General features: G+C 44.1%; 17 protein-coding genes. 15 read left to right on the top strand and 2 right to left on the bottom strand.

The window, feature by feature from the left end; translation table 11 throughout:
- Positions 1 to 11: 11 nt before the first annotated feature.
- The 13 genes from MHB66_RS16010 to MHB66_RS15950 all read left to right on the top strand — a co-directional run bounded on the left by MHB66_RS16010 (position 12) and on the right by MHB66_RS15950 (position 13,863).
- The gene (locus MHB66_RS16010) at positions 12 to 1,115 is read left to right on the top strand and encodes an EpsG family protein (protein WP_034280988.1); all 1,104 of its coding nucleotides are present in this window, start codon (positions 12 to 14) and stop codon (positions 1,113 to 1,115) included.
- Positions 1,116 to 1,142: 27 nt separating this feature from the next.
- A complete protein-coding gene (locus tag MHB66_RS16005) occupies positions 1,143 to 2,165 on the top strand; it encodes a glycosyltransferase (protein ID WP_041115627.1) in 1,023 nt (340 codons plus the stop codon).
- Between the two features lie 11 nt (positions 2,166 to 2,176).
- Positions 2,177 to 3,199, top strand: coding sequence for a polysaccharide pyruvyl transferase family protein (locus MHB66_RS16000; RefSeq protein WP_041115919.1), 1,023 nt, complete (start codon positions 2,177 to 2,179; stop codon positions 3,197 to 3,199).
- A 28-nt stretch (positions 3,200 to 3,227) separates the two neighbouring features.
- Complete coding sequence (locus MHB66_RS15995) at positions 3,228 to 4,742, top strand: MATE family efflux transporter (RefSeq protein ID WP_041115628.1); 1,515 nt, start codon at positions 3,228 to 3,230, stop codon at positions 4,740 to 4,742.
- A 20-nt stretch (positions 4,743 to 4,762) separates the two neighbouring features.
- Positions 4,763 to 5,356, top strand: coding sequence for a sugar transferase (locus MHB66_RS15990; protein ID WP_080943491.1), 594 nt, complete (start codon positions 4,763 to 4,765; stop codon positions 5,354 to 5,356).
- Positions 5,319 to 6,005, top strand: coding sequence for an acetyltransferase (locus MHB66_RS15985; RefSeq protein ID WP_046313145.1), 687 nt, complete (start codon positions 5,319 to 5,321; stop codon positions 6,003 to 6,005). The genes MHB66_RS15990 and MHB66_RS15985 overlap by 38 nt, the downstream gene beginning before the upstream one ends.
- A complete protein-coding gene (locus tag MHB66_RS15980) occupies positions 6,005 to 7,183 on the top strand; it encodes an aminotransferase class I/II-fold pyridoxal phosphate-dependent enzyme (RefSeq protein WP_041115629.1) in 1,179 nt (392 codons plus the stop codon). Before MHB66_RS15985 ends, MHB66_RS15980 begins: the two co-directional genes overlap by 1 nt.
- Before the next feature lie 149 nt (positions 7,184 to 7,332).
- Positions 7,333 to 8,955, top strand: coding sequence for a nickel ABC transporter substrate-binding protein (gene nikA, locus MHB66_RS15975; protein WP_046313147.1), 1,623 nt, complete (start codon positions 7,333 to 7,335; stop codon positions 8,953 to 8,955).
- 18 nt (positions 8,956 to 8,973) lie between these two features.
- A complete protein-coding gene (gene nikB, locus MHB66_RS15970) occupies positions 8,974 to 9,918 on the top strand; it encodes a nickel ABC transporter permease subunit NikB (RefSeq protein ID WP_041115631.1) in 945 nt (314 codons plus the stop codon).
- A complete protein-coding gene (gene nikC, locus MHB66_RS15965; RefSeq protein ID WP_046313150.1) occupies positions 9,915 to 10,748 on the top strand; it encodes a nickel ABC transporter permease subunit NikC in 834 nt (277 codons plus the stop codon). Before nikB ends, nikC begins: the two co-directional genes overlap by 4 nt.
- Positions 10,749 to 10,752: 4 nt before the next feature.
- Positions 10,753 to 11,568, top strand: a complete 816-nt coding sequence (gene nikD, locus MHB66_RS15960) for a nickel import ATP-binding protein NikD (RefSeq protein ID WP_200896499.1) — start codon at positions 10,753 to 10,755, stop codon at positions 11,566 to 11,568.
- Between the two features lie 13 nt (positions 11,569 to 11,581).
- Positions 11,582 to 12,397, top strand: coding sequence for a nickel import ATP-binding protein NikE (gene nikE, locus MHB66_RS15955; RefSeq protein WP_046313152.1), 816 nt, complete (start codon positions 11,582 to 11,584; stop codon positions 12,395 to 12,397).
- A 140-nt stretch (positions 12,398 to 12,537) separates the two neighbouring features.
- Positions 12,538 to 13,863, top strand: coding sequence for an MATE family efflux transporter (locus MHB66_RS15950; protein WP_046313155.1), 1,326 nt, complete (start codon positions 12,538 to 12,540; stop codon positions 13,861 to 13,863).
- Between the two features lie 20 nt (positions 13,864 to 13,883).
- Here MHB66_RS15950 and yvfG read toward each other — a convergent pair whose 3' ends face one another.
- Positions 13,884 to 14,099, bottom strand: a complete 216-nt coding sequence (yvfG, locus tag MHB66_RS15945; protein ID WP_024423509.1) for a protein YvfG — start codon at positions 14,097 to 14,099, stop codon at positions 13,884 to 13,886.
- 70 nt (positions 14,100 to 14,169) lie between these two features.
- Here yvfG and rpoN point away from each other — a divergent pair, with 70 nt between their 5' ends.
- Both rpoN and MHB66_RS15935 read left to right on the top strand, forming a co-directional pair.
- Positions 14,170 to 15,468: an RNA polymerase factor sigma-54 gene (gene rpoN / locus MHB66_RS15940; protein ID WP_046313156.1), complete on the top strand. Its 1,299-nt coding sequence runs from the start codon at positions 14,170 to 14,172 to the stop codon at positions 15,466 to 15,468.
- 172 nt (positions 15,469 to 15,640) lie between these two features.
- The gene (locus tag MHB66_RS15935; protein WP_046313158.1) at positions 15,641 to 16,378 is read left to right on the top strand and encodes a FadR/GntR family transcriptional regulator; all 738 of its coding nucleotides are present in this window, start codon (positions 15,641 to 15,643) and stop codon (positions 16,376 to 16,378) included.
- A gap of 30 nt (positions 16,379 to 16,408) precedes the next feature.
- Here MHB66_RS15935 and MHB66_RS15930 read toward each other — a convergent pair whose 3' ends face one another.
- Positions 16,409 to 17,848 (bottom strand): sigma-54-dependent Fis family transcriptional regulator, encoded by a 1,440-nt coding sequence (locus MHB66_RS15930; protein WP_046313160.1) that lies wholly within the window; start codon positions 17,846 to 17,848, stop codon positions 16,409 to 16,411.
- Between the last annotated feature and the right edge of the window lie 89 nt (positions 17,849 to 17,937).

Raw genomic sequence — 17,937 nt, 5'->3', positions numbered from 1 at the left:
AGGAAGAGCAGATGGCGGTTTATTTGGTGAACATGATCATGGTCTATTTATGGTCGAGCTTTGCCGCATTCTACGGCAGGCGTGATGATACCATTCAAAGCGGATGGCGGCCTAATAAGCTTCTGGTGTTTTTTCCGTTTCTGTTTCTTTGTATCGTAGCTGGTATTCGGTATAAAGTAGGAACCGATTTTGTCACATATGGCCAGATGTATGAGTTCTCCATCAATTACGAAAAGCCTTGGCATATATTTGGATTCGGTGTGGATAAGGCCGCAACGGATCCAGGGTTTACGTTTATTTTATGGATGCTTAATCAACTGTCTCATGATCCGCAAATCATGTATATCTCAGTCGGGGCCATTACTTATTTTTTTATCATCAAGACGCTTATTCAATATGGCCGTCCATTTGAGCTGAGTATGCTGCTTTTTCTTGGGACCTTTCATTATTATGCGTCATTTAATGGCATGCGTCAGTATATGGTGGCAGCGATTCTTTTTTATGCCGTCCGGTTGGTGATCAATGGACAGTGGAAATTGTATTTTCCGCTCGTCCTTGTATGTTCATTGTTTCATTCATCCGCTCTCATCATGATTCCTGTGTATTTTATTGTGAGAACAAAGGCTTGGTCTTGGATGATGCTGGTCTTATGCCTGGTGTTCTTAGGCTTAACCGCTCTTTATGACCGTTTTGTCTCAGTGTTTGTCGTGATGCTGCAAGGCAGTTCATATGGTCATTACGAGGAATGGCTCACAACGAATACGAATGGAATGAATGTGACAAAAATCGGTGTCTTGATTTTGCCGCTTCTGCTTGCTTTTTTTTATCGAAAACGACTTCGTGAGCTGACGCCTGAGAGTGATTACATTGTGAATTTTTGTTTGCTTGGTTTCTTGTTTGGCATCCTTGCAACGAAGGATGTCATTTATGCAAGATTTCATATTTATTTTGGCTTGTATCAGCTCATTTTACTGCCATATTTCACACGCATTTTTGATCAGCGGTCTAATGTGTTTATGTATGTAGGGATTGCTGTTTGCTATATTCTGTACAGCATCATGCTGATGCCGTTTGATTCTTCGGTTTTGCCGTATAGAACGATATTTACAAAGTAGATTTGAAGAAAGGTGGGGCATGCTGTAATGCCAGCTATCAGTCTATTGGTCGCAGTTTACAATACGAGTCAATATGTGGAGCAATGTCTTCAATCAATTGCAGATCAAAGCTTTTCTGATATAGAAGTCATTCTTATCAATGATGGATCGACCGACCGCAGCGGTGAATGGCTTGAAGCATTTGCTGAGCGTGATGAGCGTTTCCGGGTAATCCATCAACCCAATCAAGGGTTAGGCGCTGTGAGAAACCGGGGCATCGAGGAAGCGAAGGGGACGTATCTCGCCTTTGTGGATTCAGATGATATTCTCGCTCCTCATTACTGTGAAGCTATGTATGAAAAAGCCGAAATGACCGGGGCAGATCTTATTGTGAGCGAGTATTGGATTCAATTTGAACAGTCAAAGCGAACGATAGGAACGACGCTGTTAGACAAGCGCTCAGCCGAAAAAACGGATTTAATCAAAGCGTTATTACACGGAGACTTGACTGGATTCTCATGGAATAAGCTGTATCGGCGTGCCTTTATGGAGGAACACCACATTCGATTTCCGCTGCGGGGTGAGCTTGAGAACATTGAAGATCAATATGTGACGCTGCGCTGTTTTTCTTTATCACGCAGCATCGCCTTTGTTCATGAGCCTCTTTATTATTACAGGGTTCATCTGTCATCTATTGTGCAGCGATATCAGAAGCAGTATTTTCATCATGGACTGACCTTTTATCATGCACAGCGCTCTTTTTTAAAAGAGCATGATGACATCTCTCTGTATGAGAAAGCATTAGACTTTTTTATCGTCAATCATACGCTTCATTGTATGCTCAACGAATGGAAGAGCCAAAATGATCTCTCTATTCAGGAAAAGCTTGATCACATGCGTGAAATGGTCACACATGCTGCTTTTCAGCATGCCGTCAAACAGGTGGAACTATCGAAGCTCACGGTTCGAAAGCGAATGATTTTATTTCTTGCTAAGTGCCGATTGGTTTATCCGCTTTCTGCCGCGGCTTCTAGCTATCAAAAATGGATCGAATATCAGACAAGGAAATAGGGGTGATGGGATTGACAGTGCAGCAATTGAAGGCAAAAACCGCAGAGTGGCTGCTCTTAAAGGTCAAATATCCGCTTGAGTATAGACTGAGCCGCCAAAGGCTGCCAGAGCTGAGTCATCAGAAGAAAATCATTCTCACGCTGCTGCCGGGCCATGATAATTTAGGGGATCATGCGATTGCCTATGCGAGTTATTGTTTTTTAAAGAAACACTTTCCAGCCTATGACATCATAGAAGTGGACATGAAAGAGATCTATCGCCTTGCCCGTCCGCTAAAGCGCAGCCGGCATCCAGAAGACATCGTCTGTATGATCGGCGGGGGCAATATGGGGGATTTATACCGGTACGAAGAATGGACGAGACAATTTATCATCAAGACCTTCAAGTCCTATCCCATGATCCAGCTGCCTGCTACTGTACATTTTACAGAAACAAAGAGAGGGAAACGAGAGGAGCGCCGCGCCATTTACACGTATAGTCAGCATCCAAGACTGCTCCTCATGGCAAGAGATCAAACAACCTATGAATGGATGAAGCTACATTTTCCTGATCAAGATGTGTGGAAACAGCCTGATATGGTGCTGTCATTAGACGAATTATCAAAGGATGAAACACGTGAAGGGGTTTTGCTTTGTCTGCGTGAGGATCAAGAAGCGTATCTCACAAAGAAGGAGCGCCAGCAGCTGCAGCAGCATATCCAAGAGACATATGATCAAGTCGGTTTAATCACAACGACAATTGGCAGACGAGTCGATCGAACGACTCGCTTGGAGGAGTTAACGTCTTTGTGGACGGAGTTAAAACAAGCGCAGGTCGTCGTGACAGATCGTCTGCATGGCATGATCTTTTGTGCGATCACTCATACACCGTGTGTTGTCCTTAGATCGTTTGATCATAAGGTGATGGAGGGATTTGAGTGGGTGGCTCACCTTCCGTTTATGACCCTTTTAAAAGAACCAAATGAGGCAGCTGTGAAAGAGGCCGTTCATCAGCTGATGAAAACAAGCGGTCAAAAGGGAGAGGAAGCTGGATGAGGGCTCTTAAACGCTGCGTGAAAGCACAATGAATCGAGCGTTTCTTTACAATGCCAGTGCGAACTTAATCACGTTTGTCCTAATGATGCTTATGTCTGTATGTTTAACACCTTATATTGTTCATACGCTTGGGGTGGAAGCATTCGGCTTAATCCATCTGACACAAAATATGATCAACTATTTATCGGTCATTACGGCTTCGTTAAGTGCGGTTGTTGTGCGATTTTTTTCTGTAGCGGCTCATAAAGGAGAGATGGAGAAGGCGCAGCGCTATCTCGCTTCCTATTTCGTCAGTTCGTTTTTACTATCGATCAGTCTCTTTTTGCTTTGTCTTTTCATGTCTCAACAGCTGGTTGAGTGGCTTCATGTGCCTGTTCATCTCGCGAAAGACACACAGACCGCCTTTATTTTAGGGGGTCTTTTATTTATGCTCAATTTCGTCATGTCTGGCATTGGGGCTGCACCGTTTTATGCAAATAAGCTCTATGTATCAAGTGTTGGACAGGCGATTCAAATGTTTTTGAGGGCGCTGATGATTGTCATCCTGTTTACATGGACGACACCAGCCATTTGGCATATCCCGCTTGCGGCCGTCATTGGAAGCTTAGCGGCTATGGGAATCGGTATCTATTATTTTAAGAAACTCATCCCATGGTTTTCGTTCAAGTGGCGGCACGTCTCATTATCGTCTAGTCTCACGCTTGTTCGATCAGGGGTCTGGCATTCATTTGAGCAAATGGGGATTTTGTTGTTTTTACAAATTGATTTATTGATGACCAACTTGCTCATTGGAGCTGAAGCGACGGGCCAGTATGCGGCAATTTTACAGTTTCCATTATTATTACGCACACTGGCAGGGACACTGGCCGTTGTGTTTGCCCCAACGATCACGAAATTTTATTCGGATCAGGACAAAGAGGGACTCATTCAATATGCTGCAAATGCCATTAAGTGGAGCGGCTTATTTGTTGCGTTCCCAGCCGCACTTCTAGGAGGTCTCGCTGGTCCGCTCATGCTTTTATGGCTTGGGCCTGCCTTTGAAGAGCTGAAATGGCTTCTCATGATTCATGCGGCTTATTTATGTTTGACCTTGATGTTTTTACCGCTCACATATGTGCCGACTGTGTTTAATCGATTGAAAATTCCTGCGGTTGTCACCCTTATATTAGGTGTCTCTAATGTGCTTTTTGCCTATGGATTGACTCATATGCTGCAGCTTGGTTTATATGGCATTGCATCAGCAGGGGCAATGGTTTTATTGATTAAAAATATTGTGTTTCTGCCATTTTATACGGCCAGGATTACGAATCAGAAACGCACTATCTTTTACAAGCATACACTGGTTCCACTTGCTGGAGGGCTATTTATTTGGGGCATCTGTGCGGGGATTCAGGCGGTATATAACGTGACTTCATGGTGGGAGCTGTTTTGTATTGGCGGACTTTGTTTCATTCTCTATATGGGCTACTTGTATCTGTTTGCAGGAACGAAACGAGAGCGGATGCAGCTGATGCGTAAGGTAAAACATGCGGTCTCCCGCTAATATGAAAAGGAGATGCAATGATGAAAAGAATGATAGATGTGACGGTGGCATTGACGCTGCTCATCGCAGGCAGTCTTCTTTTTCTTCTCATCTATGGACTGATTAGATGGAAAATTGGAACGCCTGTGGTGTTTCGGCAGAAGCGGCCTGGTCTGTATGGCCGGCCTTTTATGCTATATAAATTTCGGACGATGACCGATGAACGCGATGAACATGGGGTGCTGCTGCCAGATCATCTGCGATTAACAAAAACCGGCGCCTTGATTCGAAAGCTTAGTCTTGATGAATTGCCGCAGCTTGTCAATGTACTCAAAGGAGAGCTTAGTCTTGTAGGGCCAAGACCGCTTTTGATGGAGTATTTGCCTATGTATACAGAAGAACAAGCAAGGCGTCATCTTGTGAAGCCAGGCATAACAGGATGGGCACAGGTGAACGGCCGGAACAAGCTTACCTGGGAGGAGAAATTCACCTATGATCTTTGGTATGTCGAGCATCAATCGTTTTGGCTCGATATGAAAATTTTATGGATGACCTTGCTGAAGGTCATGAAAACAGAGGGGGTGCAGCAGCCGGATCATGCCACAGCTGAAAAATTCAAAGGAACCGATATATAAGAAGAAAACCATTGGTTTAATTGGGGCCGGAGGACATAGCAAAGTCATCCAAGATCTCATTTTTGCACATGCCGATTACTCATTATGTGCGGTGTTAGATGATCAATTTGAAGAGGCGGTCACTCAAAGCGGGATTTTGTATGGACCGATCTCCATGAGTGAGCAGCTGAGAGAGACAATGCCTCATATGAAATGGCTGATTGCGATCGGACAAAATGAGATCAGACAGCTCATCAAGGAACGCCTCTCATTTGAAAATACAGCATTTGCCACACTCATTCACCCAGAGGCGGTGATGAGTCCGTCAGCTGTCATTGGAAGGGGGACTGTCGTGATGGCAAGGGCAGTGGTTCAAGCAGATGCAGCCATCAGTGAGCATACGATTATAAATACAGGGTCTATCGTCGAGCATGACTGCAAACTCGAATCGTTTGTGCACCTGTCACCAGGCGCGGTGCTGACTGGCGGTGTTTCCGTGCGGGAAGGTGCCCATATTGGGGCTGGTGCCGTGGTGACACCCGGTACAACGATCGGAAGCTGGACGGTCATTGGCGCTGGAGCGGCTGTGACAAGAGATATACATGATCATAAGGTCGCTGTAGGAATTCCTGCAATTGAAATCAAAGACCGGAGAGAAGGTGGGAAGTGATGAAAGAAAGGAAGCGAATTTACTTATCTCCTCCGCATATGAGCGGAAAAGAGTCTCTCAAAATAGAGGAAGCCTTCAAGAGCAACTGGATTGCGCCGCTTGGACCGCTTGTGAATGATTTTGAACAGGCAGTGGCGGACTATGCAGGAGTGAAGTCAGGAGCGGCTTTATCCTCAGGAACAGCAGCGATTCACCTTGCTTTAAAGCTGATAGGTGTACAAAAAGGAGACATTGTCTTTTGTTCCACCCTCACGTTTGTTGCAACGGCAAATCCGATTTTATATGAACAAGCTGAGCCAGTTTTTATTGATTCTGAAAGGGAGACATGGAATATGTGCCCGCTTGCTTTAGAGAAAGCCTTTGTTGAATCAAAACGTCTTGGTAAAAAACCTCGCGCGGTCATCGTTGTCCATTTATATGGGCAAAGTGCAAAAATGGACGAGATCATGGCTTTGTGTGAAGCATATGATGTACCAGTCATTGAGGATGCGGCTGAATCGTTAGGCGCGCTTTATAAAGGAAGAAAAAGCGGCTCAATGGGCAGGTTCGGTATCTATTCTTTTAATGGAAATAAAATCATTACAACATCAGGGGGCGGAATGCTTGTGAGTGATGATGAAGCTGCGATTGAACGATGCCGCTTTCTTGCTTCACAGGCAAGAGAACAAGCGATGCACTATGAGCATCAAGAGATGGGATACAACTATCGCATGAGCAACCTATTAGCAGGGGTCGGGATTGCTCAAATGGAAGTGCTGGACGAGCGTGTTGAACAAAAGCGCCGCATTTTCCAGCGTTATCAGGACGCTTTATCAAAATCAGAGGGTCTTCATTTGATGCCAGAATATCAAGAAACGAAATCCAACCGCTGGCTGACGGCATTGACCATTGATCGTGACACACAATTGTCTCCAGCAGATATCATTGGTGCTTTAGAAGAAGAACAAATCGAAGCAAGGCGTGTATGGAAGCCGCTGCACCAGCAGCCGCTCTTTCGTCATTGCCCTTTTTATACTGCGGAAAAAGCCACTCCTGTATCTGAGCTGTTATTTGAGCGGGGGCTTTGTCTTCCGTCTGGAACGATCATGACAGATGCAGATCAGGAGCGTATCATCCATATACTCCATGACATGCTGCGAGAAAAAACATTTACCTCTTCACAGGCTGCTCATTTGTAAGCAGCCTGCCTCTCTTTCTATCAAATCCCTCAATTTGTGGAATAAATAGGAATAAGTGTTGTCATTTCGTATCAAATATGATATTGACAACAGGTGCCTTCCTCCTTAAAATGAAAATGATTATCAGCATCAATTAGGAGGAACAACTTATGTCTATTTGGAGAAATTTTCCGAAAATTAAAATAAATTCAGTATTACCATTCCTGCTTATTTTCTTTTTACTGGTAGGATGCTCTCAAACAAACAATGGAGCAGAAGGCAATAAGGATCATCCTGATATGATCACAATGGCGTGGCCAAGAGATATTGGTGAAATGAATCCACACGTATACAACCCATCACAATTATTTGCGCAATCAATGATTTATGAGCCATTGGTCAGCTATCAAAAGAATGGTAAGCTGAAACCTGAATTAGCGAAATCATGGGATGTTTCAAAGGATGGCAGGGTGTATACGTTCCATTTAAGAGATGGAGTGACATTCTCAGACGGCTCTAAATTTAATGCGGACATTGTCAAAAAGAACTTCGATACGATTTTAAAAAATAAAGATTTACATAGCTGGTTAGGTGTCATTAAGAAAATCAAAAAGACAGAAGCCGTTGATAAAAAGACATTTAAACTCACATTAACAGCACCTTATTATCCAACTGTGCAAGAATTAGCTGTTGTTCGTCCAGTTCGTTTCTTAGGTGAAGCAGGTTTCCCTAAAAACGGAGATACGTCAAAAGGAATTGAAAAACCAGTGGGGACAGGCCCTTGGGTTTTAAAAACATATAAGAAAGATGATTATGCCATTTTCGAACGAAACGATCATTATTGGGGAGAAAAACCAAAGGTAAAAGAAATCAAGGTAAAGGTCATCCCAGATGCGGAAACGAGAGTCATGGCATTTGAAAAAGGTGATGTGGATTTACTTTACGGAGAAGGAACCATTAGCCTTGATTCCTACAAACAGCTTGAGGCAAGCGGCAAGTATGAAACGAAAATGTCAGAGCCTGTTGCAACGAGACAGCTTGTTATGAACACAAAAGTGGATCAGCTGTCAGATGAGAAAGTGCGTCATGCCCTTCAATATGCCTTCAATAAAAAATCAATGGTAGAAGGGGTCACCTCAGGTTTAGAGGATGAAGCAGATCACATCCTGCCGACTAACATGCCGTATACGTCACACATTCAAGTGAAGTCTTTCAAATATGATGTGGACAAAGCCAAAGCATTGCTGGATGAAGCGGGCTGGACACTTCCAAAAGGAAAATCCGTTCGTGAAAAAGATGGGAAAAAGCTTGAGTTTAGTATGATGTATGACTCAGCGGAATCGATTCAAAAAGCGATGGCAGAAACGCTGCAAGCAGAATGGGCAGCCGTTGGTGTCGGCGTTAAGCTTGAGGGTGTGGATTTGGCCACACAGGTTCAGCGCTTTAAAGCCAATAAGTTTGATATGAACTTCTTTAGCAACTACGGAGCGCCGTATGATCCGCATACATTTATGAACGTTCTCTCATCAGATGGTTTTGGATTCAAAGAAGCCATTTCAGCCTACCCAAATAAGGAAAAGCTGATCAAAGAAATGACGGAAATTCCATCCACAACAAATGAAAAGAAACGCAAAGCACTGTATTCGTCTGTCTTATCCTCTTTACAGGATCAAGGGGCAATTGTGCCAATCTCTTATTTTAAAAAGACAGCCGTTTATCAAAAAGCTGTGAAGGACTTTGAATTCCCTGCAAATCGTGATGAACATCCTTTCACAGGCATTAAGCTGAAGTAACAGAAGGAAGGTAAGGAAATGGGCCGCTATATCGTCAAACGAGTGCTATCAATTATTCCTGTATTTTTATTAGCTACACTGCTCACAACTGGTATGATTCACCTCTCGCCAGTTGACCCGGCTGAGGCATATTTAGCAGCGGCTCATATCCAGCCTACGGATGAAATATTAGCGCAAAAACGAAGTGAATTCGGCTTAGATGAGCCGTTTTATATGCAGTATCTTCATACCATTGAAAAAGTCATTCACCTTGATTTCGGCCGGTCGTATATGTCCAATCAGCCTGTCGTTGATGAGGTGATTTATCGAATACCGGCGACAATTCAATTGGCGCTTACCAGTCTGCTGATCGCTATTTGTGTCAGCATTCCGCTCGGCTTTTTCAGCGGCATGAGGAAAAATGGTGCCGTGGATCATGTGAGCCGGCTCATTTCTTTCTTAGGAGCATCTATCCCGACGTTTGTCTTGGGGTATTTGCTCATCTTCTTTTTTTCAGTGAAGCTTGACCTCTTACCAGTTGAAGGGATTGGAACATGGGAGCATCTCATTCTGCCGTCGATCACACTGGCAGTCCCTTTAATTGCTACGTATACAAGGCTGTTACGGTCAAGTGTGAGTGAGGCGCTTCAAGAGCCTTTCGTTCAATATGCGAGAATCAGAGGATTGAAGGAACAATCGATCATGTTCAAGCATGTGTTCAGAATGGCGATATCGCCGATGCTGACCGGACTAGGGGTGAACCTTGGCAAGCTGTTAACCGGAACCATTATTGTAGAGGCCGTTTTCTCATGGCCGGGGTTTGGCCGCTTTTTTATTGAAGCGATCTTTAACCGGGATCTGCCTGTCATTCAATTTTATGTCCTCATGTCAGCCTGTATTTTTATCTTGAGCAGCTTGATCGTTGACTTAGTTCAGCTGATCATTGACCCCCGTATTTCTAGAAAGGAAGGCCGCCAGCAATGATGACAAAAGTAAAACATCTCTTCTCTCATCAAAAGATGATCTCGATCTGCGCTTTGCTGCTCGGTCTCCTGCTGATTGTGACAATATGTGCACCATGGATCGCTCCGCATGATCCGGCAGCTGTCAATCTAGCGATGAAGCTAAAGGGGTCTTCGTGGGAGTATCCTCTTGGGACAGATCAATTAGGGCGGTGCAATTTATCTCGTATTTTATATGGTGCGCGCGTTTCGCTCGGCTGTGCGTTATTAATCTTTCTTTCTTCGTTATTCATTGGTTTAATTGTCGGCCTGTTTTCAGGATACAAAGGCGGCTGGATCGATCACGTATTGATGAGAATCTGTGACGGCGTCATGGCATTTCCCAACCTGGTGCTGATCCTTGGATTAGTCGGCATCTTCGGTCCGGGACTTCCTCAAGTCGTACTTGCCTTGATGCTTGTGCAATGGGTGTATTATGCCCGCGTCTTCCGAGGAATGGTGCTGAGTTTAAAAGAACAGAACTTTATTGCAGCTGCAAAAATCAGTGGGACCTCGCATTGGAACATTATGAGAAAGCATATGATTCCCAATGTTCTGCCGCCATTAGCCGTCATTGGAACACTTGAAATGGGCTGGGCGATTATGGACATTTCTGCGATGTCTTTCCTCGGATTAGGGGTTCAGCCTCCTATGCCTGAATGGGGAGCGATGATTCATGAAGGAAAGTCGTACATTCAAACGAATCCTCAGTTAATGCTGTACCCAGGTCTTGTGATCATGGCTGTGGTGGTTCTGTTTAATTTACTAGGAGAAGCCCTTTCAGAGAAATATGGCATCAAACGCCGTGTGTAAAGGAATGATCAATGTGCAAGAGTCCATTTTACAAATAGAGAACCTGCATGTGCAGACGAAAACTCCTCAAGGGACAACCCCTCTTATTCAAGAAGTCTCGTTTGAAGTAGGGCGTGGTCAAATTCTTGGATTAATCGGTGAGAGCGGCTGCGGGAAAACAGTAACAAGTATGTCGATCTTACGTATGCTTGATCGAAAAACAACTGAAGTCACTGGCAGTATCACATTACAGGGACGAGAATTGATCGGTATAAGTGAAAAGGATATGCGTTCCATTCGGGGCAAAGACATCTCGTATATTATGCAAAATCCAATGAACAGCTTTACGCCGGTATGGACAATCGGCCATCAGCTGGTTGAAACGATTCGCCGGCATACTGCTGTCAGTAAAAGGCAGGCACGATCACAGGCAATGGATGCGTTAGCGAAAATGAACCTGCCGCAGCCAGACCAGCTGTTCAATAAGTATCCCTTTGAATTAAGCGGAGGGATGCTGCAGCGTGTCATGATTGCCATGGCTGCCTGTATGCACCCGCCCCTCATCATTGCAGATGAGCCGACAACCGCATTAGATGTACACAATCAGAAACGGGTGCTTCAGCATCTGAACCAAATTCGTCATGAACATGGAACGGCCATTTTACTCATTACGCACGATCTTGGTGTCATTGCTGAAATGGCAGATCAAGTTGTCGTCATGAAACAAGGAGAAATAGTTGAAAAGGCGGGAGTTCTTGAACTTTTTGAACAACCAAAGCATGATTATACAAAAAAACTATTAGCAGCTCGTCCATCCATCCCAGCTGTTTGTCCGATTTGAGGTGAGAAGTCCCTTGCATTTATTAGAAGTGAAAGCAGTCAGTCATGCATACAACAGCCGGTCGTTTCTAATGAGAAATAAAGGCGCAGCTCCTGTCCTGAAAAGCGTCGATTTAACTATTGAAGAAGGCACCTGCCTTGGGCTGCTGGGACAAAGCGGTGCAGGAAAAAGTACACTTGGCCGCATCATACTTGGTTTAGAGAAACCAAGAGCTGGACAGGTTCTTTTTGAAGGTCAGGATGTCTATCGTGCAGATCAGCCAACACGTAAGCATTTTCGCCGGCGTGTGCAAGCGGTGTTTCAGGATTCCTATTCGGCGGTAAATCCAAGGTGGACAGTCGAACAAATTTTATCTGAGCCGCTTGAAAACTATGAATCTATGAGCCGGAAGGAACGTAAAAACATACTGATTCACTGGCTGGAAAGAGTCGGGCTCGGTGAAAAGGATTTGTCTAAATATCCGCACCAATTCAGCGGCGGCCAGCTGCAAAGGATCAACATCGCTAGAGCCTTATTGCTCCAGCCAAAGCTCATTGTGCTTGATGAATCTGTCAGCAGCTTAGACATGGTGACGCAGGCTGTCATTTTAGATTTATTAGTAGAATTAAAGAAGGAGCTGGGTGTGGCTTACTTATTTATTACACATGATATAACAGCAGCCTATCACTTATGTGATCAATTGGCGATTCTTGATCAAGGAGAGCTTGCTGCCCAGTTTCAATCAAAGGATGAATTTTTTTCATCAGAAAAGGAAGCGGTGCGGAAAATGAGAAATGCAATGCTCGCAGACCATCCTTTGTCACGAACGATTGGCAGACCGGTTCGGTAAATCTTCATTTTATCAATGCCTCAGCGTGTAGGTCTCACTCTGAAAAAAAGACAAAGGGCGAAAAGAAAGATTTTGGCCCTTTGCAGGCAATCTGCGCCTCTTTTAGGAAAGAGGCTTTTTCATGAAAGGCAGGTGGCAGTGTGAACCATCGAGCGTATTTAGCTTTGGCCATTCCTTTAACAATTTCAACGATGACCACTCCATTACTGGGAGCTGTTGATACAGCGGTTGTCGGTCAGCTCGCAAATCCCGCTTATATTGGAGGCGTTGCGGTTGGCAGTCTCATTTTCAGTACATTATATTGGCTGTTTGGTTTTTTGCGGGTCAGTACATCTGCTTTTGCCGCCCAGGCAAACGGAGCGCAGAATGAGGAATTAGGCGTTCTTGCTTTTCTAAGACCTTTTTTCGTCGCCGTCATCGTCGGACTTTGTTTTATTGCTCTGCAATGGCCGATCATTCAATCTGCTTTTCTAGTCATCTCTCCTGATGCTGATGTCCGTCAATTTGCCGCAGACTATTTTCATATTCGCATTTGGGGAGCGCCATTTACTTTAATGAATTATGTCATATTGGGCTGGCTGATGGGGATGGCAAAAATGAAAGAAGCTCTTTCATTACAAATCCTGATCAATGTCATGAATATGGCGCTCGCATTTCTGCTTGTTCATGTGTTTTCGTTTGCAGTCAAAGGAGTTGCGGCGGCGACATTGATATCTGAACTAACCGCTTTTGTGTTAGGGGCATGGATCATCATGAAGCATTCGTCAAACGGATTCCAGATGCCTTCCATTAAGAAAATCATGGATACACAGGCAGTGCAGAAAATGTTTCATGTGAATAAGGATTTGTTTATTCGTACGATCTGTCTGCTAGTGGTCATCAACATGTTTACCGCAAAAGGTGCTTCTTTTGGTACAGAGCTGCTGGCAGCCAATGCCATCTTATTTCAAATTCACTACATCATGGCTTATTTGTTCGATGGTTTTGCCAATGCGTCCAGCATCCTTGTTGGCCGATCAGTTGGTGCAAATGACCGCACCCTCTATGAAAGAACCTTAACCCTTTCAAGGCAGTGGGCACTTGTCATGGCATGTGTCATTGCGGCGGTTTATTTTCTATTAAAAGAGCCGATATTGAGCTTGTTTACCAATCTCCCTCATCTGCTTGATGTGACATTACGCTATGCAGACTGGCTCGTTCTTTATCCGTTTGCGGCTTGTTTCGGTTTGGTCATTTACGGCGTATTTACAGGTGCGACAGAAATTGCCCCTGTTAGAAATTCGATGCTGTTTGCGATGATTTTGTTTATCGTCGTTCAAACCGCGGTCACGCCCCTTTGGCACAATCATGGCCTATGGTTTGCCTTTATCATTTATACTGTCGGGCGGTCTGGCTTTTTGATGATGTATAAATCGAGGCTGGATCAGAAACTTTTCGCACATGATAAACACCCTTTGCCATCTTGACAAAGGGTGTTCTTTTTCGTTCATTCGCTTTCCTTTTTCACCTTTTGATAGGCTTCATCAAGATGCTGAATTCGCTTCAATACAACCGCATTTTTGGTCAGCTGGTCTTGAACAAGCGTTGACACCACGGAGCGGTAATAGGCATTCATGGCATGAACCTTGTCTTCATTTTGGTTCATGGCGATGTGTTGTTTCAAGTTGTCGACAAAGTATGGAACGGAAAAAAGTTCAGACATAGAAATCACTCCTATTTCGTATATACGGTCCGTCAATCTTCATGTAAAATGATGAGAGGGAGGGGAGACAATGAGCCTTAAACTGCAACAAGAACAGGTATTAAAGCAGGTGCTCACACCAGAACTCAGGCAGGCCATTACGCTGCTGCAGCTGAATTGCACAGAGCTCGGCGAGTATCTTGACCAGTTAGCACTTGAGAACCCTCTGATTGAGCGGAAAGACACGGACAGCTACCAACCAGTTTATCATAAAAAATCACACGATCGAATGACAGAGCCGTATCGAACGCATCAAAAAGAAAGCCTGCAAATGTTCTTAAAGAGACAGGCGATTGATTTAAATTTAAGTGACAAGAATCAAAGAATCTTTTACTTTATGATTGAGTCCATTGATTCCAATGGCTATCTAAATGAACCGATTGACGCAATGGCAGCTGTCTTAGAGGTCCCAGCTGAAGAAGTAGAAGCCGTCCTTCATCAGCTGCAATCCCTAGAGCCTGCCGGTATTGGCGCAAGATCATTGCAGGAATGTATCCTCCTTCAACTGAGAAGAAAAAAGGAACGCTGGTATGAAGCCGAGCTGATCATCGAAGAGCATTTCTTTCTTTTTGCCAGAAAGGCTTGGAAGGAAATTGCGGCGAAAACAGGTGTTTCAATGAAAACACTCCAAGCGGTACAAGATGTAGTGTCTCAGCTTGAACCAAGACCAGGCCTTCATTTCTCATATGATGAAGAGCATCTGTATATAGAGCCTGATGTGACGATTACTGTGATGCAGGATCACATCACATTTGAGCTGAATCAGCGCGCTTTTCCAGACGTTGAAATGAATGAAGGCTACTTCGCCATGATTCAAGAACAAAAGCGGCATGAAGCATACACGTATTTAAAGGAAAAAGAGCAGCAGTACAATTGGCTTGTCCAAGCGCTGAAGCAAAGAAAGCAAACGATGACTCATGTCGTTCGTGAGATTATCTCACATCAGACAGATTTTTTCCTAACAGGGAAACATAAAATGAAACCGCTTACGATGAAGCGGATTGCAGATATACTGCAAGTGCATGAGTCAACAGTCAGCCGGACTGTAAAAGGGAAAATGGTGCAAACCCCTTATGGTCTCATGGAAATGAAACAATTTTTCCAAGCAAAATTAGAAGGGCATTCACTAGAAGAGGCGTCCAGCTACACTGTCAAAACGCACATTGCAGAACTCATCCAAACGGAAAATAAGAAAAAACCGTATTCAGATCAGCAAATCATGACGCTGCTTCAGCAAACCTTTGGCATCCGGGCGTCACGCAGAACCATTGCAAAATATCGCGAACAAATGAATCTTCCGTCCTCTACGCTGCGGAAGCGATACGATTAAAAAGAAGTACTTGCCAGAACATGGCACGTGCTTCTTTTTTTGTTGAAAGCAAGGCAGCCCGAAGATTTCTTGAAAATTAAAGAGGGGAGACGTGTGATCGGAAATTTTGGGGTAAAGTATAAGATAGGGCATGAGCCGATAGGGATAGACAACAGTGATGAGGTGAGACCAATTGAAATATAAACAAATCAAAACGAAAAAAATATATGAAGAAATTGCGGATGCATTAATTGAATCCATTCGTACAGGTGAGCTTCTTCCGGGGGAAAAATTAGATTCGGTTCAAGCGCTCTCAGAAAGCTTTCAAGTCAGCCGTTCTGCTGTAAGAGAGGCGCTGTCTGCTCTCAAAGCGATCGGATTAATAGAGATGAAGCAAGGGGAAGGTACATATGTGAAGCAGTTCGATCCTGAACAGCTCACATTTAGTCTGTCTCCTGCATTTTTGATGAAGCAGCATGATGTCACGCAGCTCCTTGAATTAAGGACCATTATTGAGACGGGTGCTGTCAAAAAGGCAGCGCTGCTCCGAACGGACGATGACCTTCATCAGCTGCGTGAGGCACTCGAACAAATGAAACTCGCAGAAGCACATAAAGAAACTGGTGAAGAGGCAGACCTCTCCTTCCATCTCGCCATAGCCACAGCCTCAAAGAATGATTTATTAAAAGCATTAATGAATCAGGTCTCCACCTTGCTGGTAGAAACGATGCGTGAGACGAGAAAAGCCGTCTTGTTTTCAAAAAAAGCCTCCATTCGGCAGCTTTACAAAGAACATGAACACATTTACAAAGCCGTCTTGGCAAGACAGCCAGAAGAAGCAGAAAGAGCGATGCTCACGCATTTAAAAAATGTAGAAAAACTGCTGAGTGACGTGATTCAAGAACCGGCAGAAGAGTCAGAACCACAGTAAGCTGTGCCGAATAAGGGCACAGCTCTATTATTAACGAGAAATATGCAGTTTTTTCATGCGATATTGCAGACTTTGCCTGCTCATGCCCAGTATCTTTGCAGTCTGTGAAATATTATCGTCCATTTTTTCTAAGTAATGGACGATGTATTGTTTTTCGAATCGTTCCATTTGGGTTTGAAAATCAGTCGTATGTTCTTGGCTTGTATAAATAAACGTGTCAGCTGCTGCGGTATGATGCAAAGGATTCGTCTGTAATTGCGCTGCAGGACGCCCTTCCCCATGCTTAAATCTAAAATGATATGGAAGGTGATGCAGGCTTAAGTAATCCTCATCCATCATCATATTCATCCCCGCTTCAATCACATGCTCCAGTTCTCGTACATTACCCGGCCAATCATACGCTTGAAAAAGGGCTAGTACCTCTTCGTCAGCCGCTTTCACCTTCATTTGAAACAGCTCATTATATTTTTGAATAAAATGACTGACAAACGTAGGAATGTCTTCTTTTCGCTCAGAAAGCGGCGGAATAAATAATGTGACAATACCCAGCCGATAAAATAAATCCTTGCGCATGCGTCCGCCTGCGATTGCATCTACAGGATCCTCATTCATATTGGCAATGACTCTTACATCAACAGCGATTTCTTTTGTGCTGCCAAGCCTTCTCACACGCTTCTCCTGTAAAACACGCAGCAGTTTTGCTTGAAGACCAGGATTTAATGAGTTGATCTCATCAAGCAGCAGTGTACCTCCCTGCGCCTGTTCAAATAAGCCGGGCTGATCAGCTGCGCCTGTAAAAGCCCCTTTTTGTGTACCAAAGAGCAGACTTTCAATGAGATTATCAGGCAGTGCCGCGCAATTCTGGGTAATAAATGGTCCAGATGACCGGCTGCTGCCGTTATGAATGCTTTGCGCAAATAGTTCTTTTCCTGTCCCTGTTTCTCCAACAATGAGCACATAGGAAGAGGTGCGTGTCGCTCGTTTTGCATGCTCAATTACCTCTAAAAACGCAGGACTTTGTCCAATAATGGAATCAAAGGTAAAGCGTGTGCTTCCTTTTTTCTTCATATTGTGGTGGATCAGCCGTTCCAGCTTGGTCACATCATTCGAAATTTCAACCGCTCCTTGGATGAGGCCGTCTCGAACGAGCGGGTATGTATGATTAATCGTTGTGATTTCTTTTCCGTTGTAATTATGATACGTCTGCTTTGCATGAACGGTTTGTTTCCCAGTACGCAGCGCTTGGACAAGCGTACTGTGCATGTCGTCTTGGAAGACGAAGAGGTCTAATACATTTTTATGGAGAACATCAGAGCGTTTCAAAGACTCAATCTCCATCATTTTTTTATTATAGACAACAGTGTTGCCATTCTCGTCAATTGCATGAACCCCGACATCTATTAAATCGAGCATTTGTTTATACAGATCAATCTCATTTTCGAGCTTTGCAGTATACGAATCTTCTTTCATTGCGCCACCTCCAGACGTTACCTCTATTTTACATGAAAAATTTTGCGGTTTCCTCTAAAAAATTTGGCGGATGCAAAAATATTTTGCAT

It is taken from the genome of Bacillus sp. FSL L8-0167, assembly GCF_038630295.1.
GTDB lineage: Bacteria > Bacillota > Bacilli > Bacillales > Bacillaceae > Bacillus > Bacillus safensis.
The sequence above is the reverse complement of the archived record's forward strand: the minus strand, read 5'-3'. Positions and strand labels throughout refer to the sequence as shown.